Source organism: Mycolicibacterium stellerae (assembly GCF_003719305.1).
Taxonomy (GTDB): Bacteria; Actinomycetota; Actinomycetes; order Mycobacteriales; family Mycobacteriaceae; genus Mycobacterium; species Mycobacterium stellerae.
On record NZ_RARC01000015.1, the window covers coordinates 97,609 to 117,595 of the forward strand.

Below are 19,987 nucleotides of genomic sequence, written 5' to 3' on the forward strand. Positions count from 1 at the left end.
GCCTACGTCAGCCGGTACACCGTCGATTCGCCGATGACTGTGCCCTGATAGTGGTCGGCCACCCAGTCGGCGATCTCGCGCGTGTGCGCGGCGCTGCGGCTGCGCCCGTAGACCACCTCGCCGCGGTCCTTCAGCTCGGCGGCGCCTCCCCGTCCCGCCTCGACGTAGTAGGCGATCTTTCCTGCGTGCACGTCGTCGATGAACGATTGAAGGGTGGGCACCGGATCGCCACTCCATCCGCCGATCGCCATCACCGCAGTGCCCGACGAGACCTCGAGCGCGGCAGCCGACTGAGAGCCGTTCGTTGCGGCCGACCATTCGGTGTGCGTGTCGGCCAGCACGCTGGCGAGGTCCGGATTGGAGGCTTCGTCGCCGCCCCAATTGCCGAGTTGGCCCGGCCCTTTCCTCAGTGCCGTCGGGATGGAGCCCTGGTGTGGGGTTGCCGCGGTGGCGATCGAGAAGGCAGTCGGTCCACCGATCGCGGCCACCGCCCCGACGATGACCGCCGTCGCCAATCCCCGGTGTCCGCCGATGACGATCACGGCGACCGTTGCCACGATCGCGACGGCGGCGACTGCCCACGCCAGCCATTCCGGACCAAAAGCGTTGCGGCGCAGGAGGATAGTCGACCACATCGCGGTGAGCAGGATCATTGCCGCCATCGTGATGCGGCCGTCCCAGCCGCCGCGCTCCCGCCACGCCCACGCGGTGCCGATGCCGACGAGCCCCGCCACCGCGGGCGCCATCGCAACCGTGTAGTACGGGTGCACCATGCCGCTCATATAGCTGAACACCAGCGCGCTAGCCAGCAGCCATCCCGCGAACATCGCCAGCGCGGCCTCTTCACCGCGGCGCAGCCTGCCGCGCATCAGGAGGTACGCGCCGAAAGCGGCGGCCACCAGGGCCGCAGGCAGCAGCCAGGAGATCTCGTTGGCCATCTCGGAGGTGAAGAGCCGGTGCAGCCCCGGCCCGCCACCGAGTCTCGACCACCCCTGTCCGAACGCGGGCGAGGAGAGATCGGCCGAGTGATTGCTGTTTCGGCCCAGAATGCGGGTCATGCCGTTGTAGCCGACGGCCAACTGCAGGACCGTGTTGTCGGTCGATCCGCCGACGTAGGGCCGCGCGGTCGCCGGGATCACCGCGACCGTCAACACCCACCAGCCCGCGGTTGCGATCAGCGCTGCGGTGCCACCGAGCAGATGGAGCAATCGCCTGCGCCACGTCGTCGGCGCCAAGAACAGGTACGTGGCGGCGAATGCGGGTAACGGAAGAAAGCCCTCTCCCATCTTGGTCAGAAACGCCGCGCCCGTCGCGACGCCCACCAGAGCAAGCCAGCGCCACGACGCCGACTCGACGGCCCGGATCAGACAGTATCCGGCGACCGTCAGCACCAGAACCAACAGCGCGTCGGGATTGTTGAAGCGGAAGATCAACGCCGCCCCCGGTGTGCAGGCCAACGCCGCGCCTGCAAGCAGCCCGGCGACTGATCCCGCCCCGGTGGCGGCGAACGCGCGGCGAACGGTTGCGGACAGCACCGCCACCGATGCCGCGCCCATCAGCGCCTGAGGTGCCAGTATCGAGCAGCTGTTCATGCCGAACAACCGGACGGACAACCCGGTGATCCACAACGAGGCGGGCGGCTTGTCGACGGTGATGAAGTTGTTCGCGTCGAGTGACCCGAAGAACCACGCCGACCAGCTGTGCGAACCCGCCTCGGCCGCCGCGGCGTAGAACAAATTGCCGTAACCCGTTGCCGACAGATTGAACAGGTACAGCGCCGCGGCCGCCGCGATCAGCGCGGCAAGCAGGATCTGCGTGCGCCTTTCGGCAGTGACGTTCATCGGGGAACACCGTGCCGTGCTTTGCTGGTGGTGGCCCTGGTCGGCCGCTGCGAACCGCCTGTGAACCGACAGGTGCGACACTGTGAGCCATGTGGAATCCCGACGTCTACCTCACGTTCGCCGACCACCGCGGCAGGCCCTTCTTCGATCTGACGTCACGGGTCGGCGCCGAGAATCCGCGTCGGGTCGTCGACCTGGGTTGCGGCCCAGGCAATCTCACCGCCACCTTGGCGCAGCGCTGGCCCGACGCGGTGATCGAGGCATGGGACAGCTCCCCGGAGATGGTCGAGTCCGCAAGGGAGCGCGGGGTGGACGCGCAAGTAGGTGATGTCCGGACGTGGGAACCCAAGCCCGACACCGACGTGCTGGTGAGCAACGCGACGCTGCATTGGGTGCCCGAGCACGTCGAGTTGCTGGTGCGCTGGGCGGTCGATCTGCCGAGTGGTTCGTGGATCGCGGTGCAGATGCCGGGGAATTTCCAGGCGCCGTCGCACGAGGCTGTTCGTACCGTGGCCAGGCGGGAGCCCTTTGCAAACAAGCTGCGTGACATGCCGTTTCGCGAGGGGAAGGTGGTCAGCAATCCGGCGGAGTATGCCGCCGTGCTCACCGATGCCGGCTGCCGGGTGGACGCCTGGGAGACCGTGTACATCCATGAGCTGACGGGCGAACACCCGGTACTGGAGTGGATCACGGGCACGGCGCTGCGGCCGGTGATCGACCGGTTGTCGGAGGAGTCGTGGCAGCAGTACCGCCAACAGCTCATCCCACTGCTCGACGAGGCCTACCCCACCCGACCGGACGGCAAGACGTTCTTCCCGTTCCGTCGGATTTTCGTGGTTGCGCAGGTCGGCTAGCGGCGCTGGTTGAGCAGTTCGATCACCTGCGCTGCGAGGTCGTCGATATCGGCGCCGGCGGTGTCGAGCACCAGATCGGCGTTTTCGGGTGCCTCGTACGGGGCGTCGACCCCGGTCAGCCCCTTGAGTTCCCCTGACCTGGCCCGCGCGTAGAGGCGCTTGGGATCGCGTCGCTCGCATTCGGCAAGCGATGTGGATACGTACACCTCGATGAACGGCAGCTTCGCGGCGTTGTTGAGGGCCCGGGCGATCTCCCGGTCGGACTTCAGCGGCGATACCAGCGAAGCCAATGCGACGACGCCGGCATCGGCGAACAATCGGGTGAGATGGCCTACGCGCCGAATGTTTTCGGCGCGGTCGCCTGCCGAGAAGCCGAGATCGTCGGACAGTCCGTGCCGGATGTTGTCACCGTCCAGCAGATAGGCGACGTCACCCGACTCGACGAGGGCCCGCTCGACGGCGACCGCGAGCGTCGACTTGCCGGACGCAGGCAGCCCGGTGAACCAGATGGTGGCGCCGCGTTGACCGGTGGCATTCCACCGGTGGTCGCGATCCAGCGACGAGGGATGCCAGCGGATGTCGTTTCTGGTCTGCACACCAGGCTTGACTTCGCGAGGCTCGGTGATGGTGCCCGCGCCGACGGTGTCGTTGGAGGTCTCGTCGATCAGAATGAAGGCGCCGCTGTCTCGGTCCTCGGTGTAGGGGTCGGCGACGACTACCGAACTGGTCCGCAACGTCACAGAGCCGATGTCGTTGAGCACCAACTCGACTGGATTGTCGAGGTCGTCGAGCGTTTCGGGGTCCAGTCGTGAATGCAGCGCCTGCACGGTGGCCCGCACGGTGCGGGCACCCTGCTTGAGCGCGACCCGGTCACCCGCACGCAGCGGGCTGTCGGCGAACCAGCAGACGGTTGCGTCCAGCTCGCGGGCTTGGACGGGAAGGACCGCGTCTTCGTCGGCGCTGACGAACACGTCGCCACGGCCCACGTCGATGTCGTCGGCCAGTTCGATCGAAACCGACAGCGGCGCAACGGCGATCGCGCGGGAATCGTCGAGCGTGTCGATAGCGGTGACGGTCGATCGGGTGCCCGCAGGAAGGCTGATGACGGGATCGCCGACTTGCAGGGTCCCGCCGGACAGCCGGCCGGTGTAACGGCGGCGCTGCTCGGCGGACGGCCTGGACACCCACTGCACCGGCAGCCGTAGTCGGGCCGCTTCGGGTTGGGGCGCCGTCAGCTCGACGTCTTCCAGGTATTGGAGCAGGGTCGGCCCTTCGTACCACGGAGTGCGGTCCGACCGGTGCACCACGTTGTCGCCGTGTTTGGCGGCGATAGGGATCACCGTCACGTCGATGCCGCCGAGTCGGTCCGCGACCTGGTGCAGTTCGTCTTCCACGTGTCCGTATCGGGCTCGATCGAAATCGACAAGGTCGAACTTGTTCACCGCGGCGACGAAGTGCTTGATGCCCAACAGTTTTGCGATCCTGGCGTGACGGCGGGTCTGCCGCAGCACACCTGCGCTGGCGTCCACGAGCAGGACGGCGACGTGCGCGTTGGACGCTCCGGTGAACATGTTGCGGGTGTAGCGCTCATGGCCGGGGGTGTCGGCGAGGATGTAGCTCCGCGATTCGGTCGAGAAGAACCGGTACGCCACGTCGATGGTGATGCCCTGTTCACGCTCGGCGCGCAGGCCGTCCGACAACGCAGCGAGGTCCGCGACACCCTCCTCGTCGGTGACGGCTTCCAGATGATCGGTCGGCAGGCTGTCGGTATCGTGCAGCAGGCGGCCGATGAGCGTGCTCTTACCGTCGTCGACGGAACCCGCAGTGGTGATCCGCAGTAGCTGTCGGGTCATCAGAAGTACCCCTCGCGCTTGCGGTCCTCCATGGCGGCGGCCGAGGTGCGGTCGTCGGCGCGGGTTTCGCCGCGTTCGGAAACGGTTGCCGCAGAGATCTCCTCGATCACCCGCTCGATGTCGGTGGCCGTCGAACGGACCGCACCGGTGATGGTCAGGTCACCGACCGTGCGATAGCGGACCCATTCCACAGATGCGGTCTCACCGTCGGCAGGCCCGGCGTAGTCGGACACCGCGAGCAGTATGCCGTCCCGCTCGAACACCTCACGCTCGTGGGCGAAGTAGATCGACGGCAGCTCGAGGTTTTCCAGCTCGATGTAGCGCCACACGTCCAGCTCGGTCCAGTTGCTCAGCGGGAACACCCTGACCTGTTCGCCCTTTTTGATCCGGCCGTTGTACAGCGACCACGGCTCGGGGCGCTGGGAGCGCGGGTCCCACTGGCCGAACTCGTCGCGGAAGCTGAGGATGCGTTCCTTGGCGCGGGCCCGTTCCTCGTCGCGGCGGGCGCCGCCGAATGCCGCGTCGAATCCGCCGGCCTCCAACGCATCCAGCAGAGTTCGGGTCTGTTGCCGGTTTCGCGACGCTCCCGGTCCGGGATCTGGCACTCGACCGTTGTCGATGGACTCCTGGACCGACGCGACGATCAGCTTGTGTCCGACTCCTTTGACCCTGCGGTCACGGAACTCGATCACCTCATCGAAATTGTGTCCGGTGTCGACATGCATCACCGGGAAGGGCAGTGGGCTGGGCCGAAATGCCTTCTCCGCCAGGCGCAGAAGCACGATGGAATCCTTGCCCGCAGAGAACAGCAGTACTGGCCGCTCCAGTTCGGCGGCCACTTCCCTGATGATGTGCACCGCTTCGGCCTCCAGCAGTCGCAGCTCGTCGACGTGCAGGGTGTCGTAATCGGTTGGCGGTGCGGTCATGTTGGTAGACCCTCCTTCTCGGCATCTACTCGGTATCGGTCCACCCACTCGTCGGACCGTTGATCGGCCTGCCGCTCCAGGGCCGGGGCCGGCGCCAGCTGCGGGTCCTGCCCCAACGCCTCCAGGACGGTGCCGACGATTTGGGTGAGGTTGCGCCAGAGCACCGGGTACGGCACCTCGAGCGGCGACAGGTTCTCCTTGGCGAACCATGTTCGCCAGCCCTCCTCTTGTGCCCGCAGCATGCCGACGACATGCGCGATGGCGCCTGCGTGGTACTCGGCCGCGGAGTCTCGTCTCGGATCGGGCCTACCGCGCCAGACCCGCGTCTGCACGGCCCGCCAGAACGAAACCGCCTGCGAGACGACGTCGGGGCGATACACGTGGATCAAATACGGATCGGTGCCGACGACGTCTCGGATCGCCGAAAGCAGGCCGTCGCCGGACCGGTCCGGCAGCCCGGCTGCGCGCGCAAGCAACAGCGGCGTCTGGTTCCACATCAGCTTGCCGCCCCAGATTCCGTTCGGCGTGCGGCCCACCGTGCGGATGTAGTCACGCCAGATCTCCGGCGTAGCGAGGTCGGGCTTGCCCTCGTCGAGGGGGTCGAGCAGGCGCAGGATCGATTCGTCATCGACGCCCTCGAACCACTGCCTCGGCTGTGGCGACTGACTTGTGGTCGGCAGGTACTGGAAGAATTCGCCTGGCTCACCGGCAACGCCTGTGGCCCGCAGCGATTCGACGAGCAGCGTGCTGCCGCTGCGTTGCGACGCCAGTACCAGGTATGCGGATGCTGCCATGGCGGCCTAACTGTGGTCTTCTTCGATGCCGCGGTCGGCGGCGATCGCCGACCTGCTCGCGAGGACACGGCCGTGGATACTGAGATAGGTCTCGGTGTAGCGCTCGGAGATCCGGACGCCGACAAATTCGGACGGGATCACGTCGCGCGTCTTCAACCTCCAGTCGTGCAGCAGCAGGGCGAGATCGTCGGCGATCGCCTCTGACTTGTCCGTCGCGTCCTCGCCGAGCAGGTTGTGTGACTCGGTGGGATCGTCGGTGAGGTCGTAGAGTTCGCGCTCCGGACGCCTGCCACCGATGAGCGGCGCGACCGCCTTGCCGGGGGCGCTGTCGGCGATGTCCAGCGGCAGATCGAGAAGGGGTCGGGCCGCGTAGTTCTCGATGTAGCTGTAATCCTTTGTGCGAACGGCCCTTATCGGGTCGAAGGAGTCGTGATAGGTCTTGGTGGTGTAGACGGCGGTGCGCACGGGTGTATCGATCGGCGGCGACGCGCCGACCGTCGCAGCGTGGGATATCCCCTCGACGTCGGCGGGCACTTCGAGCCCGAGCAGCTCGAGCAGGGTGGGCAACAGGTCGACGCCGCTGAACAGTTCGTCGTAGACCTTCGCGGCGTACCGGAGCCGGGACGGTGGACGAACGATCAGGGCGATGCCCGTGCCCGCGTCGTAGAGCGTCGACTTGGCGCGGGGGAGCGCGGGGCCGTGGTCGGTCATGAACACCACCCAGGTGTTGCGGTCGAGACCGGTGGCGGAGAGAGCGTCGAGCAGCCGGCCGACGGCGGCGTCCGCCACGGCGATCGCGCCGTAGAAGTCGGCAAGATCCTGCCGGACCTCGTCGGTGTCGGGCAGGTAATCGGGCACGGTGACGGTCGTGGGGTCGGCCGGTTCGTAACGCTCCGGCGGGTAAGGGCGGTGAGTCTCGAAGAAGCCCGCCGTCAACAGAAACGGCTGCCGCGGCGTCTCGTCCAACAGCCGTGGAGCGTCCTGGAGCCACGCAGTGGCTTGTTCCACCACGTACTCGCAGTAGGAGTTCGAGACGTCGAACTCTGCGAAGCCCAATCGCGCGGGATATGACGTCTCGTGCTGCATCCCGAAAAGTGCCGTGTACCAACCTGCGTCGGCGAGAATCTGCGGCAGCGTGCGCACATCGGGGCGGTACTCCCAGCCGTGGTGGGCCAGCCCGACCAGACCGTTGCTTTGCGGGTAGCGGCCGGTGAACAGGGATCCGCGTGAGGGTGAGCACAGCGGCGCGGTAGCGTGCGCGCGGGTGAACCGAATGCCCTCGGCGGCCAGCCGGTCGAGCCGGGGGCTGGACACGTCTGCGTGGCCGTAAGCGCCGAGATAACGGCCGAGGTCGTGCCAGTGCACGATCAGCACGTTGTCTTTGATCGGGTCGGTCACGGAGAGTCCTTTCCAATGCTGTCGCTACACCGAACAGGTCGACGACCCGTTCGGCAACCATTTGAATCAGTGGAAATTAGTTATCCACAGTTGCGAGTTCATCCGCAGGCTGTTGAAGGTCGCCGCCGGCGCCACGATCCGATGGATCGCTGCGGCGGGTCGTATATTTCCTTCCGTCAGAGTGCGAGGAGAGATTTCACATGTTCGACTGCGAATCCGTCGATGTGGACTTCCTCGACACGGCTCCCGCCCGCCTCGATGTCGCCGTTAACGTCGGCCTCCCGCCGAGCGAGGTCTTCGCAGCGCTTGCGCACAATCCGGCTGCCTGGGGCGAGTTCTACCCCGGCTTCGACCGAAGGGGCCGGTACCAAACGCCGGCGCCTCATGGCGTGGGCTCGCGCCGGACGGCCCGTTTTGCACGAGTCAAATTCGAAGAGACGATCCTGGCCTGGGATGAGGGCGCACGCTGGGCATTCCGCGTCGACAGCACGCAAGTGCCGTTGTTCGACGCCTGCGTTGAGGACTACCACTTCCACACCGACGGCAGTGAGGCCACCCTCGTGCGCTGGACCCTTGCCTACAAACCGCGTCTCGCGTTCAAACTGGCTAGGCCCCTCCTGCCGCGGTTTTTGACTTTCGCGCTGACCCGGGCGGGTCACAACCTTGAAAACGGTCGCTGGTTCTCCACCCCGACACCCGACTCATGACGTCAAGTGCTGGCGAGCCTGGGATACACCGTTCTTTACCTGGCCGCTCTGAGTGCATGCCGACTAGTCGCCGCCGACATCTTCGGCTTCACGTCGATGTTCACTACGTCCGCGATCTACGCGCACATCCCGTCGCCGACTGGGAGACACGCGTCCGGGTTGCGCGGCGGGCCGTGGACGGTAGTGAGCCTTGGTTCGGTCGGAGGCCCGCCGGAGTCATCTGCAGGATAAGTGCACTCACCGTTGAGCCACACTTGACTGGGCTTGCAACCCTGGGCGACGGCGACGGGTGCGCCGATCATTGCGGATACCGCAAACACTGTGCCAACCGCAGCCAAGAGTGAAGTGATGGGTCGTGATCTTGTCGGGCGCATAGGACGCCTCTTTCCGCTGTAGAAAACGGCATTTTGCCAGCGGATTTTATTAGCGACCCACTGTCATCCCCTAGCGGGGACGCCCACGGCGCGCAGCACATACTCGGGCGGCACCTCGAACGCGAGCGACCTGCGGGGCAGGCGCATCAGGACGTCCTCGGGGATCGGGGTCTTGTAGTTCAACGAGAGATGGCCGTCGAACTTCGGATCGACCTCACCGATGTCGACCTCGATGTGCAGCCCGGTCTCGGAGATGTCGGCCTTGACGGGTCCGCTCTGGTCGGCGTCCCACCTTTGGTCGATGGTGCGGCCCGCCAGTTTGGGCACCGACGACAGCGTGCCGAGAACACGCTGCGGGGTGATCACCAGCGAGCCGACATAGCTCGAGATGTTGGTATTGGATCTCTTACCGGGAACGGATCCACTGAATCGGCGGGTGACCGGGAGGTACTCGGCCAGATAGATGATGCCCTCGGCTTCGGCTTGCGCCCTGAGGTCCTCGGGCAAACCTCCGATGCGGAGCAGCTTGCGAAGAAACACGGCCATCAGGGCACCGTAGCGTGGAACCGTGACGACGCGGAAATGTTGGCTCGTTGGCGTGGCCGCGTCGGCCGTTGCCCTCTATTTGCTGCTGTGGTTCGGCGTCGAGCAGCAGTGGCAATGGATCGACGCCACAGACCGGTTCGCCCTCGATGCGCTGCACGATGTGGCAATTGCCCACCCCGGTTGGGTCGTGTTCTGGGACGTGTTCTGCACAGTGTTGGGGCCCACGGCTTTTCGGCTGATCGCGCTGGTTGTGATCGTCGTCGCGCTGGCCCGGCGCAACGTGCGGGTAGCGATGTTCCTCGTGATCTCCGTCGAGCTCGGCGGTGTGATCACCGAAGTGGCCAAGGCCGCCGCAAATCGTCCGCGACCAGCCGGGGCCCTTGTTGACGCATCGTCGACGTCGTTCCCGTCGGGACATGCCGTCGGCGTGATGGTCAGCGTGCTCGCGTTTCTGACGGTCTTGCTGCCCGTCGTGCGCAGACCGCTGCGAGCCTGGCTGATCGTCGTCGGCGCGATCATCGTGCTCACGATCGGGTTCGGGCGAGTGGCGCTCAACGTGCATCACCCGTCCGACGTGATCGCCGGATGGGCGTTGGGTTATGCGTGGTTCGTCGTATGTGTGCTTTCGGTGCCGCCCGCCGCACCGATCACGGCAGCGGACGAAAAACCGGCAGCGCACGATAGTTCACCCTGAACCTGGCCTCGTCGCACGCGGTGCCGATCTCGCCGTCGTGCGCCAGCTCAGTGCACCCGTCCACAGCGGTGAAGGTGAACTCGGGAACCCGCATCTCGTGGTATAGCGGGCTGCGGGTAAGTCGCCCCAGGGCCAGCGAGGTGACGATGCGCAGCCTGCTGAACCTGCGGCCGGTTTCGAGAATGCGTACGTCCATCAGGCCGTCGTCCATCCTCGTCCGGCGTGACGGCGCGAAGCCCGACGGCAGATAGGTCGAGTTGCCGAGGAAGAACAGCGATGTCTGAAGGGTCTTGTTGTCGTAGGAGATCCGCACCGGCTCCTCGCGCCGCAGGGTGTGGAACATCGCGTACAGACCCGCGAGTGGCTTGCCGATCTTGTGCTCCAGCTTCTCCCGTGTCTGCACGAACCGTGGATAGGCGCCGATGCTTGCCGTGTTGACGACGATCTGTTCGTCGTTGAGGCACACCAGGTCGACGCAGGAAACGTCGCCGCGTCGGATCGCCTCGACCGTTTTGGCGACGCTGTCGCAGCCGATGTCCTTGGCGAAGTGGTTGAAGGTGCCGCCGGGGAAGACCGCAAGTGGAATTCCCTGCTTGACGGCGATGCTCGCGGCGCACGCCACGGTGCCGTCGCCGCCGCCGACGGCGAGGACCTCGGTGCGCTCGGCCGCGTCGCGCAACGCCTCCTCGATGTCGTCGTCGTCACCGAGCTCGACGATTTCGGTCTTGGGCAGCGCTTCGCGCACTTCGTCGACGACACGCGCCCCCGTCCCGCTGCCCGACGCCGGGTTGATCACCAGCACGACGCCCGCGCCGTCGGGTCGCGGCAGCGTAGTCACCCGCAGCGGATCGGCGGTGGGAATCTTGGTGGGGACGATCGGCGGCACGATCCGGCCGCCAAGCACCGCGATGCCCGCTCCGATTCCGAACCCGGCGAAGACGTCGCCCGGATAGTGCGCGCCGACGGCGACCCGCGAAAGGCCGACCAGACCGGCGAGCAGGGCGAGGCTCAACCCGACCGGTGGATTCTCCAGTCCGACCCCCACCGCGAACGCGGCCGCGCTGGCCGAGTGCCCCGACGGCAGCGAGTTCGACGTCGGAAAGCGCCGGCTCTGCCGGGCCAGGGGCACCAACGTGGGGTTTGGCCGCGGCCGCTTCCACACGCGCTTGGCGAATTGGTTGGTGAAAAGGCTGGTGATGGCCAGGCTCACGACTCCGCGCAGCGCGCCCCTGGCGGACGCCTTGTGCCGCGTGGCGATCAGCGCGGCGGCGATGACGAACCAAAGTTTGGAATGGTCGGCGGCCCGGCTCAACCGCGGCATGGTGGTGTCCAAAAGGGGGCTCGGCGATTCCGCGACCGCCTCGAAGACCTCGCGATCGAGGGTGCCGAGACCCTGGCCGATCTGGGTAAGGCCGCGCAGGCCCTGGGGCTTTCGACGGAACCGCATAGACGCCAACTTACCCAGCCGGCTACCGGCTCAACCGCCTCGTCGTATGCAACCATGGGCCCGTGCGTCGTTGGCTGGTACCGCTGATAGCGACGCTGTCGTTAGGGCTGGCGACGGTTGTTGCGCCGATCGGCAACGCCGACTACACGCCTTGGTTCGCCCCGAAAGTCGGCAACGCCACCCAAGTGATTTCCGTTGTCGGAACGGGCGGTTCATCGGCGAAGATCGACGTCTTCTCCAACACCACAGCCGGCTGGCAAGCGGTCAGGACCGGTATCCCCGCCTTCGTCGGTGAGAACGGTATGGCCCCCGAAACCCATGACGGCCAGGCGAAAACGCCGATGGGAATCTTCACCCTCGACTTCGCCTTCGGCACAGCGCCCAACCCCGGCGGCGGCCTGCAGTACGTCCAGGTCGGCCCCGACCACTGGTGGGACGGCGACATGAAGAGCCCCACCTACAACACCATGCAGGTGTGCAAGCGCTCGCAGTGCCCGTTCAGCACGGACCCGGCCAGTGGCACCGAGAACCTGAAGATTCCTCAGTACGTGCACGCGGTGGTGATGGGCGTCAACAAGCAACGCGTACCCGGCAACGGTGGTGCGTTCTTCCTGCACGCCACCGACGGCGGACCGACAGCAGGCTGTGTCGCGATCGACGACGGCACCCTTGTCGAGATCATCCGCTGGCTTCAGCCGGGCGCGTTGATCGCGGTCACCCAATAGAGCTCAAATATTCAGCGCCGCACCAGGATTGACCTTGAAATTGGTGATGGATTCGGTGGACATGTTCACCTCGTAGGTGCGCTGGTATCCAGTCGCGGAGATGCGCCAGCCGTCGGGGGTGCGCCGGTAGCGGTCGTGGTAGAACCCGGCGCCGTAGAGCATGAAGTCGAAGTCCGGGACGATCACCCGGTCCTGTAGATACCAGATGCCGGTGGCCTCGTCGCCGTCTACGTCGATCTCAGGATGGGTGACCCGGTGTTCGGTGAGCACGTTCGCGGGCATCGAGGTGCGCATGAACTCGACCAGCGTGTCGCGATCGGTGAAATGGTGTTCCTCACCGAGCGAGCTTCCATAGTCGCCCATGATGTCCTCGGTCAGCGTGTCCGCGAAGTCGTCCCAGTGCTTGGTGTCCAGCGCCCGCATGTACCGGTACTTCACCCGCATGATCTCGTCGATATCGCCCATGCGGGGATACTACTGAGCGGCTGTCAGATCCCTCGTCGCAGGACCTTCCAGGAGCTTGCCCGCGGGGTCGAACCTTGAGCCGTGCAGCGGGCACTCCCATGACTCGTCGGCGTCGTTCCAATTGACGATGCCGCCCAGGTGAGGGCAGACCGGCGACACGCGACGCTCAACGCCGTTCACGACGCTGCGACCCTCGAGTTGCCATGGCGGGCCGCTCACGACGCCGCCGTCGTCCGGAGTGCGATCGCCGATCCGGGTCACCGGAGTGATCCAGCCCCTCGCGAGATAGAAGCCCACCTCGAGGTTGTTCTGCATGGCTTTCGGGATTCCGGACAGCTCGTGAGGGCTCCAACTGGCGAACGACTCGGCCCAATCCATTCGGCCACCGAGGATTCGGCTGGCTAACGCCAGCGCCGCCGCTGTCCCGTTGGTCATACCCCACTTGTCGAAACCCGTTGCGACGAAGATCTTGTCGTTGCCGGGAAGTATCGGTCCGACGTAGGGCAGCTCGTCGACGGGCGAATAGTCCTGTGCCGACCAGTAGTGCGTCTGCATCGCACCCGGGTAGTGCAATTTGGCCCAGGCGTCCAGTTCCTGCACCGACGACGCGGGTTGTTTCGCGTGCCCCACCGGATGCCCGGCGCCGCCGACGATCAGGCGCTGACCGTCGGCGGTCGGTGCGTAGCGCACAGACCGGGTCGGGGAGTCCGTCGAGATGTACATGCCGCTGGTGATGTCGCCCGGTACCCGGTAGGCCATGCAGTAGGACCGTTGCGGCTTCAGGCGCGCGAAGAACCCGCCGCGGTCGAGGATGGGAATTCCGGTGGCGAGCACACATTGTTTGGCATTCACCACGAACTCGTCGGCGTCGGTCGTGCGCACGTGCACCGCCAACTCGTCGCCCTGTCCCGAAACCTTTTGCACGCGAACGCCTTGCGCGAGCCGTCCACCCCGTTCTTCTAGCTCCACGATCAGGCTGTCCAACAACGGCATCGGGTCGAACTGCGCCTGATCGGGGAGGCGAACGCCGCCGTGGAAGGGGAAAGGCACGTCGGCATTGTCGACCCATTCCGCGGCCAGGCCTGCGGCCTTGCACGCCTCGAGTTCTGCCCTCGCCGAGGAAATGCCTTCCTCGGACTGCGCGTAGGTGAACGCGTCTTCACGCTGCACCGAAATGCCCTGCGCCTGACAATGCCCGATCAGCCAGCTCTGGCCTTCGCGATTGCCTTCGACATATTGACGCGCGCGTTTAGCGCCGTGCTTGGCAATGATTTTCGAGAGTTTGGTGCCCTGCAGCAGGCTGATCTTTGCCGTGGTGTTACCGGTGGCACCGGCGCCCGCCGAGTGCGCCTCAAGCACCATGACGCTTTTGCCGGCCCTTGCCAACAGCACGGCCGTGGTCAGCCCGGTGATCCCCGCTCCGACCACCGCCACGTCGGCGGAGCGGTCGGTCTCCAGCAACGGAGTTGGCGGTGATGGTCGATTTGCTCGGTCGGCCAGCCATAAGGAAGTCATAGGCTTTGCCATTACCCTGCGGGGCGGTGATAAAACTCGAGCGCTCAAAAGCATGCTGGCGGAACGCTGTTCAAACGGGCTGTGCACGGAGTGTCTAAACGGTATCTGCCCAGAACAGGGCTATGGTGTGGGCCGTTATGAGCGACCCTCTGGGGTTGTCGGTCGGGACAACAAACCTGGTCGCGGCGCGTGTCGGCAATCAACCTGTGACGCGCCGCTCGATGCTGACCCTCGGGCAATCGGGCGGCACGATCACCGGATTCGTCGAACGGGTCGGGGACCGGGTGCCGCTGGTGACCCCCGACGGCAAGAGCTACCTTGCAGAACAACTCTTGGTCGAAGCGCTCGACGCGATGGTCGAACTGGGCGGTGGACCGTCGTCCGACGTCGCGATCGCGGTTCCCGCGCACTGGAACGCGACGACGATATGGGCATTCCGCGGCGCGTTGGGCAACAGCAAGACCCTGTCGCAGACCGGCCAGCCGGTACGGGTGATCTCCGACGCCGTCGCCGCGCTGACTGCGCTGAAGGCCAACCCGGGTATCGCCGCGGAGGGTGTGGTGGCGCTGCTCGACTTCGGCGGAAGCGGCACCAGCATCACTCTTGCCGACGCGACGTCGGGTTTCGAACCGATCGGCGACCCTGTTCGGTATCCGGACTTCTCCGGTGACCTGATCGACCAGGCGTTGCTGGCTCACATCCTGGACAGCCTCACCGACAAGGTCGACCCGGCAGGAACCACGGCGGTCGAGTCGCTGACCAAGCTGCGGGAGGAATGCAGGCGGGCCAAGGAGCGGCTGTCGGTCGATACCGCGACCCAACTGGTCCTCGAACTCCAGGGCTACCGAGCCGATATCAGGGTGACCCGAGGCGAACTCGAGGACCTGATCCGAGTGCCGCTGGACGGCGTTGTTTCTGCCATGGACGAATTGATCGAACGCACCGGCACCTCGCCGACCGGCCTGGCGGCGGTTGCGATCGTCGGTGGCGGAGCAGGCATTCCCCTTGTCGCTCAGCGGCTTTCCGAACACACCGCGCTTCCGGTGGTGACCACACCCCAGCCGGGCCTCAACGGTGCCGTCGGCGCCGCGCTGTTCGCCGCGTTCGGGGCCGATGCAGACGCCCCGACGGGGGCCAATGCGGCGACCGCGCTCGATGCGGACGCCCCGACGGGTGCCGCCGCCGCCGCCACCGATGTGACGGTGGCCGAACCTGTCTACAACGGGCCCGGTGCCGACGCGCCCGGCTCTGCGACATTCCGCGCGCTTGCCTGGTCCCAGGAGGAGATCGGCGACGACGTCGTTCCCTACACCGGTGAAAACCCATATGAGATAACGAATTCCGACGTTCGACCGGTGCTCGAGTACACGCCGACGACGGGCAGGATCTACCAGCCGCAGCGGCGACCGTGGCACCGGGTAACGGTGTTGGCGATCGGTGTCGCCGCTGTCATCGCCATCATCACGGTCGGCGGGGTGGCCTACGCGCTGACCAGCGCGACGGAAAGCACCAAGGCCAGCGAAGCGCCGCGTCCGGAACCACCCAAGCAGCCAGAACCCGAGCCACCGCCGCCGCCGAAGGAGGAAAATCCGCCACCGCCGGAACCGCCACCGGCGCCTGCGCCACCTCCCGAGGAGGTGACGATCACCAGCGAAGCGCCTCCTCCGCCGCCACCGCCGACACCCACCTGGACGCCGACGACGACGGAGCACCTCACCACCACGAGAACGACGACAACGTCGCCGACCACGACAACAACGTCGCCGACCACCACCACGACGTCACCGACCACCACGACCACGACGACAACAACGACGACCAGCACCACGCCGTCGATGACGACCAGCTACATCACGGTCCCCTTCGTGCCGGTGCCGGTGCCGATCCAGGTGCCCAACCGGGGCACCGTTGAGCAGCCGCCCGCCTATCAGGAGCCGCTGTACCCACAGAGTCCCTGGGGCTAGTGGCACACTGGATAGATGAGCAGCAATGGTCCGTTCGGATTCGACCCGGACGACTTTGATCGAGTGATTCGTGAGGCCGGAGAGGGACTGCGCGACGCGGTCGGGAAACTCTTCGACATGACCGGTGAGCGGGCCGGATTGGGTGTCATCTTCGACGAGTTCTCGCGCCGTCAGCGGCACGAGCCGGAAACGACCGGTGAGACCGGTGACGGGGTGTGGTCCATCTACACCGTCGACGGTGACGGCAAGGCCCATGTCGAAGAGGTGTACGCCTCGGAACTCGACGCGCTCCGGGCGAACAAGAACAACACCGACGCCACCCGGAAGGTGCGTTTCCTCCCGTACGGCATCGCGGTCAGTGTCCTGGACGCGTCGCCCGACGTCTCCGACACCTCCGTCGACTCCGCCGGCGACGCCGAATAGCCGGCGGCGAATAGCCGCACTTCGTAGCATTGGAGCATGCTGAAGTACACGAGCATGCTCCCGGTCGCGGCGGCGATGGGTGTCGTATTGGCTCTCGCAGGCTCCGCGTCGGCCACCCCGGCCGAAGGTGACGTCCAGCGCACCGATCTGGCCAAGGGCACAACCGATACGCCGATCTCGATCGCCACCTTCGGCGAGGAGACGGCGTTCTACGTACAGAGCCTGGTTCTCAAGCCAGGCGCGAGCAGCGGCTGGCACGCCCACCCTGGACCCGAACAGTCGGTGATCACCGAAGGCACTGTATTCGTCCAGACCGCCGCCAACTGCGTTCCAACCGCGTACTCCGCCGGCCAGACGGTCTTCCTGCCTGGCGGAGTCGCGCACGTCGTCAGGAACACCGGGTCCGAGGACGCCGATGTGGTGGTGACCTACACACTGCCCGCGGACCGCACTGTCAGAGACGACGCTCCCGCAGCCTGCCCCTAGACGTTGCGCGGATGGTGGCAGGCCGCGAGGTGTTCTGGGCGGTGGTCGAGCAGCGGCGGCTCGTCTGACGTGCAGACATCGGTCGACCACGGGCACCGGGTGTGAAAGCGGCAGCCGGAAGGCGGATCGATCGGGCTTGGCACATCACCCTCGAGCACCAGGCGTTCGCGTGCGGCGTTCTGCCTGGGATCGGGAATCGGCACCGCGGACAGCAGCGCATTGGTGTACGGATGGATCGGCTTGTCGTACAGCTCGTCTGCGCCCGAGTTCTCGACGATCTTGCCCAGATACATGACCGCGATCCGATCGGACACATGACGGACGACGCCCAGATCGTGGGCGACGAAGAGATAGGACAGCCCGAATTCCTCCTGCACGTCCTCGAGCAGGTTGATGATCTGGGCCTGCACGGAAACGTCGAGCGCGGAGACGGGCTCGTCGGCGACGATCAGCTTGGGCCGCAACGCAAGTGCGCGGGCGATGCCGATGCGTTGGCGCTGGCCGCCGGAGAACTCGTGCGGGAACCGGTTGTAGTGCTCGGCCTGCAGTCCGACGCGGTCGAGTAGGTCTTGCACGCGCCGCTTCAGCTCGCCACCACGGGCCAGCCCGTGCAGCTCGAGCGGATCGCCGATGATCTGGCCTACCCGCTTGCGCGGATTGAGCGAGGCGAACGGGTCCTGGAAGATCATCTGCATCTGGCGGCGCATCGCGCGCAGGTCGCGGCGCGACCGGCCGACCAGCTCCTGGCCGGCGAACCGGACCGACCCGGACGTCGGGGTTGTCAGTTGCAGGATCGCGCGGCACAGCGTCGACTTTCCGCATCCGGATTCGCCTACCAGGCCCAGTGTTTCGCCCTCCCTGAGGGTGAAGCTGACGCCGTCGACCGCCCGCACCCTCGCGACTTCGCGGTCGATGACGACTCCCGACTTGATCGGGAAATGTTTGATGAGGTCGGTCACCTCCAGAAGCGGATCGCCGTTAGCCATGCTGCACTCCCTCTACCCTTCGGGTGGGTGGTGCCCCCACGCGTACTCCGTGGTGTGCCTTCACTTCGGCGTCGAGCCAGCACCGGTCGAGGTGGGACCCGCCGGTACGGGCCTCCAGCGGCGGCGGCTCGGCGCACCTGTCGAAGACATGGGAGCAGCGGGGTGCGAACCGACAGCCCGGCGGCGGCGCAAGCAGCGACGGGGGCGCCCCTGGGATCTGCGTGAGCCGCGCGGTCCGCGGCTGATCGAGCCTCGCGAGCGAACCAAGCAACCCCCACGTGTAGGGATGCTTTGGCGCGTAGAAGATTTCATCGAGCGTGGCGTCCTCGACGACCTGGCCCGCGTACATCACCAGGACCCGGTCGGCGACCTCGGCAACGACACCGAGGTCGTGGGTGATGATGATGACCGCGAGGTCGCGCTCGCGATTGAGCCGGTCGATCAGCTGCAGGATCTGCGCCTGGATCGTCACGTCGAGGGCGGTGGTCGGCTCATCGGCGATCAGCACGTCGGGTTCGAGTGCGAGTGCCATGGCGATCATGACGCGCTGCCGCATACCGCCGGAGAACTCGTGAGGGTAGAGCCGTGCCCGCCGCTCCGGGTTGGGGATGCCGACCGACCGCAGCAGCTCGACCGTCTTCGCGTGAGCTTCCTTCTTGGAGACGTCGCGGTGCGCCCGGATCATCTCGACGATCTGGTCGCCGACGCGATAGACCGGGTTCAGCGCAGACATCGGGTCCTGAAAGACCATGGCGATCTGTTCGCCGCGGACGTCGCGCAGCTGGTTGTCGTTGAGTCCGTTGATCTCCCGGCCGCGGTAGTTGACCGAGCCGGTGATCCTGGCATTCGGTGCCCGGGTCAGACCCGTCAACGTCTGGGCGGTGACGCTCTTACCGCAACCGGATTCGCCGACAATCGCCAGCACCTCGCCGGCTGCCAGGTCGAAGGAGACGCCGTCGACGGCGTTGACCACACCGTCTTCGGTGGCGAAGCTGACCCGAAGGTCATCGACCGTCAGGATCGCGCTCATGCCGGCGCCGCCTCTCCGAGTCGGATGCGAGGATCCAGCACCGCGTACAGGATGTCGACGATGGTGTTGAAGAACACGATGAAGAAGGCCCCGAACATCACGACCGCCATCAGCGGCGGTAGATCCAACGACCGAATCGCTTCTCCCGCATACAGACCGACGCCGTCGAGGTTATATACGGTCTCGGTGAGAATCGCGCCGCCACCCACCACCATGCCGAAGTCGAGTCCGAAAAGGGTGATGACGGGGATCATCGAGTTGCGCAGCACGTGGCGGATGCGCACCTGTCGTTCGGACAAACCCTTGGCGCGTGCGGTGCGTACGTAGTCCTCGTTCATCGCGTCGAGCATGTTGGACCGCAGAACGCGGCTGTAGATGCCGACGAACAACACGGCCAGCGTGAACCACGGGAGTATCAGGTGATAAGCCCAGTCGCCGGGGTCCTCCGTCAGCGGTACATAGCTGCCCGTCGGAAACAGCTCCACCTTGAAGCTCAGGAAATACAGCAGCATCGCCGCGAGCCAGAACACCGGCATCGAAATGCCCACCAGGGAAAGGATTGTCAGGGCGCGGTCGGTGAATCGGCCGGCGTGCACCGCGCTCAGATAGCCGAAGAGGATGGCCAGCGACATCCAGATGATCGCGGCACCGATGCACAGCGAGAAGGTGGCGGGTACACCGTCCCAGATCTGCTGGACGACGTTGCGGTCCTTGGCGTAGGACGTCAACTGGCCGGTGAAGATCTGCTTCATCATCGTCAGGTACTGGATCGGCAGCGGCCGGTCGAGGCCGAGGTCGGCGTTGACGCGGGCGATCAGGGCGGGGTCGGCGTTCTTGCCTGCGATCCTGGCGGCGGGGTCCGAGTTCGGGATGACGTTGAAGATCAGGAACACGATCACCGAGATCGCGAACAGCACCGCGGTCATGCCCAGTAGTCGCCGGGCGACGAATTGTCCCAT

19 protein-coding genes are annotated in these 19,987 nt (G+C 65.9%); 7 read left to right on the forward strand and 12 right to left on the reverse strand.

Features of this window, described 5'->3' with window-relative positions; genetic code table 11:
• Positions 1–2: 2 nt before the first annotated feature.
• On the reverse strand, positions 3–1,841 hold the full coding sequence (locus D6M19_RS19240) for an ArnT family glycosyltransferase (RefSeq protein ID WP_123026887.1): 1,839 nt from the start codon (positions 1,839–1,841) through the stop codon (positions 3–5).
• A gap of 89 nt (positions 1,842–1,930) precedes the next feature.
• Between D6M19_RS19240 and D6M19_RS19245 the strand changes: the two genes are divergently transcribed.
• Positions 1,931–2,695 carry a trans-aconitate 2-methyltransferase gene (locus tag D6M19_RS19245; protein WP_123026843.1) on the forward strand — a complete coding sequence of 255 codons (765 nt, stop codon included), beginning with the start codon at positions 1,931–1,933 and terminating at the stop codon, positions 2,693–2,695.
• Here the strand turns inward: D6M19_RS19245 and cysC are convergent.
• From cysC to D6M19_RS19265, 4 genes are read right to left on the reverse strand one after another with little or no spacing between them, the layout of a single operon-like run.
• The gene (gene cysC / locus D6M19_RS19250; RefSeq protein WP_123026844.1) at positions 2,692–4,548 is read right to left on the reverse strand and encodes a sulfate adenylyltransferase subunit CysN; all 1,857 of its coding nucleotides are present in this window, start codon (positions 4,546–4,548) and stop codon (positions 2,692–2,694) included. The two genes, D6M19_RS19245 and cysC, sit on opposite strands and share 4 nt — an antisense overlap.
• Positions 4,548–5,474, reverse strand: coding sequence for a sulfate adenylyltransferase subunit CysD (cysD, locus tag D6M19_RS19255; protein ID WP_123026845.1), 927 nt, complete (start codon positions 5,472–5,474; stop codon positions 4,548–4,550). Before cysD ends, cysC begins: the two co-directional genes overlap by 1 nt.
• Positions 5,471–6,268 carry a trehalose 2-sulfotransferase gene (gene stf0, locus D6M19_RS19260; RefSeq protein ID WP_123026846.1) on the reverse strand — a complete coding sequence of 266 codons (798 nt, stop codon included), beginning with the start codon at positions 6,266–6,268 and terminating at the stop codon, positions 5,471–5,473. The genes cysD and stf0 overlap by 4 nt, the downstream gene beginning before the upstream one ends.
• A gap of 6 nt (positions 6,269–6,274) precedes the next feature.
• Positions 6,275–7,666 (reverse strand): sulfatase family protein, encoded by a 1,392-nt coding sequence (locus D6M19_RS19265; protein ID WP_123026847.1) that lies wholly within the window; start codon positions 7,664–7,666, stop codon positions 6,275–6,277.
• A gap of 200 nt (positions 7,667–7,866) precedes the next feature.
• Between D6M19_RS19265 and D6M19_RS19270 the strand changes: the two genes are divergently transcribed.
• Positions 7,867–8,373 carry an SRPBCC family protein gene (locus tag D6M19_RS19270; protein WP_123026848.1) on the forward strand — a complete coding sequence of 169 codons (507 nt, stop codon included), beginning with the start codon at positions 7,867–7,869 and terminating at the stop codon, positions 8,371–8,373.
• 437 nt (positions 8,374–8,810) lie between these two features.
• On the opposite strand, the gene D6M19_RS19275 is transcribed toward D6M19_RS19270, so the two are convergent.
• Complete coding sequence (locus tag D6M19_RS19275) at positions 8,811–9,293, reverse strand: hypothetical protein (RefSeq protein ID WP_123026849.1); 483 nt, start codon at positions 9,291–9,293, stop codon at positions 8,811–8,813.
• Between the two features lie 22 nt (positions 9,294–9,315).
• Here D6M19_RS19275 and D6M19_RS19280 point away from each other — a divergent pair, with 22 nt between their 5' ends.
• A complete protein-coding gene (locus D6M19_RS19280; protein ID WP_123026850.1) occupies positions 9,316–9,987 on the forward strand; it encodes a phosphatase PAP2 family protein in 672 nt (223 codons plus the stop codon).
• Here the strand turns inward: D6M19_RS19280 and D6M19_RS19285 are convergent.
• Entirely contained in the window at positions 9,941–11,434 is a 1,494-nt protein-coding gene (locus tag D6M19_RS19285; RefSeq protein ID WP_123026851.1) for a bifunctional phosphatase PAP2/diacylglycerol kinase family protein, read from the reverse strand. The two genes, D6M19_RS19280 and D6M19_RS19285, sit on opposite strands and share 47 nt — an antisense overlap.
• Positions 11,435–11,496: 62 nt before the next feature.
• Between D6M19_RS19285 and D6M19_RS19290 the strand changes: the two genes are divergently transcribed.
• Positions 11,497–12,159 carry a L,D-transpeptidase family protein gene (locus tag D6M19_RS19290; RefSeq protein ID WP_123026852.1) on the forward strand — a complete coding sequence of 221 codons (663 nt, stop codon included), beginning with the start codon at positions 11,497–11,499 and terminating at the stop codon, positions 12,157–12,159.
• Positions 12,160–12,162: 3 nt separating this feature from the next.
• Here the strand turns inward: D6M19_RS19290 and D6M19_RS19295 are convergent, their stop codons facing one another.
• Both D6M19_RS19295 and D6M19_RS19300 read right to left on the reverse strand, forming a co-directional pair.
• Positions 12,163–12,624 (reverse strand): nuclear transport factor 2 family protein, encoded by a 462-nt coding sequence (locus D6M19_RS19295; protein ID WP_123026853.1) that lies wholly within the window; start codon positions 12,622–12,624, stop codon positions 12,163–12,165.
• A gap of 9 nt (positions 12,625–12,633) precedes the next feature.
• Positions 12,634–14,139: an FAD-dependent oxidoreductase gene (locus D6M19_RS19300; RefSeq protein WP_123026854.1), complete on the reverse strand. Its 1,506-nt coding sequence runs from the start codon at positions 14,137–14,139 to the stop codon at positions 12,634–12,636.
• A 137-nt stretch (positions 14,140–14,276) separates the two neighbouring features.
• Between D6M19_RS19300 and D6M19_RS19305 the strand changes: the two genes are divergently transcribed.
• Genes D6M19_RS19305 through D6M19_RS19315 form a run of 3 tightly spaced genes read left to right on the forward strand, consistent with a single transcriptional unit; the run spans position 14,277 to position 17,012 of the window.
• Positions 14,277–16,103, forward strand: coding sequence for an Hsp70 family protein (locus D6M19_RS19305; RefSeq protein ID WP_123026855.1), 1,827 nt, complete (start codon positions 14,277–14,279; stop codon positions 16,101–16,103).
• A gap of 15 nt (positions 16,104–16,118) precedes the next feature.
• A complete protein-coding gene (locus tag D6M19_RS19310) occupies positions 16,119–16,526 on the forward strand; it encodes an Rv0313 family protein (RefSeq protein WP_123026856.1) in 408 nt (135 codons plus the stop codon).
• Between the two features lie 36 nt (positions 16,527–16,562).
• Positions 16,563–17,012, forward strand: a complete 450-nt coding sequence (locus D6M19_RS19315; protein ID WP_123026857.1) for a cupin domain-containing protein — start codon at positions 16,563–16,565, stop codon at positions 17,010–17,012.
• On the opposite strand, the gene D6M19_RS19320 is transcribed toward D6M19_RS19315, so the two are convergent.
• The 3 genes from D6M19_RS19320 to D6M19_RS19330 are packed head-to-tail and all read right to left on the reverse strand — an operon-like array spanning position 17,009 to position 19,987.
• Positions 17,009–17,998, reverse strand: coding sequence for an ABC transporter ATP-binding protein (locus D6M19_RS19320; RefSeq protein WP_123026858.1), 990 nt, complete (start codon positions 17,996–17,998; stop codon positions 17,009–17,011). The genes D6M19_RS19315 and D6M19_RS19320 overlap by 4 nt on opposite strands.
• Positions 17,991–19,028: an ABC transporter ATP-binding protein gene (locus D6M19_RS19325; protein WP_123026859.1), complete on the reverse strand. Its 1,038-nt coding sequence runs from the start codon at positions 19,026–19,028 to the stop codon at positions 17,991–17,993. Before D6M19_RS19325 ends, D6M19_RS19320 begins: the two co-directional genes overlap by 8 nt.
• Positions 19,025–19,987 carry an ABC transporter permease gene (locus D6M19_RS19330; protein ID WP_123026860.1) on the reverse strand — a complete coding sequence of 321 codons (963 nt, stop codon included), beginning with the start codon at positions 19,985–19,987 and terminating at the stop codon, positions 19,025–19,027. The genes D6M19_RS19325 and D6M19_RS19330 overlap by 4 nt, the downstream gene beginning before the upstream one ends.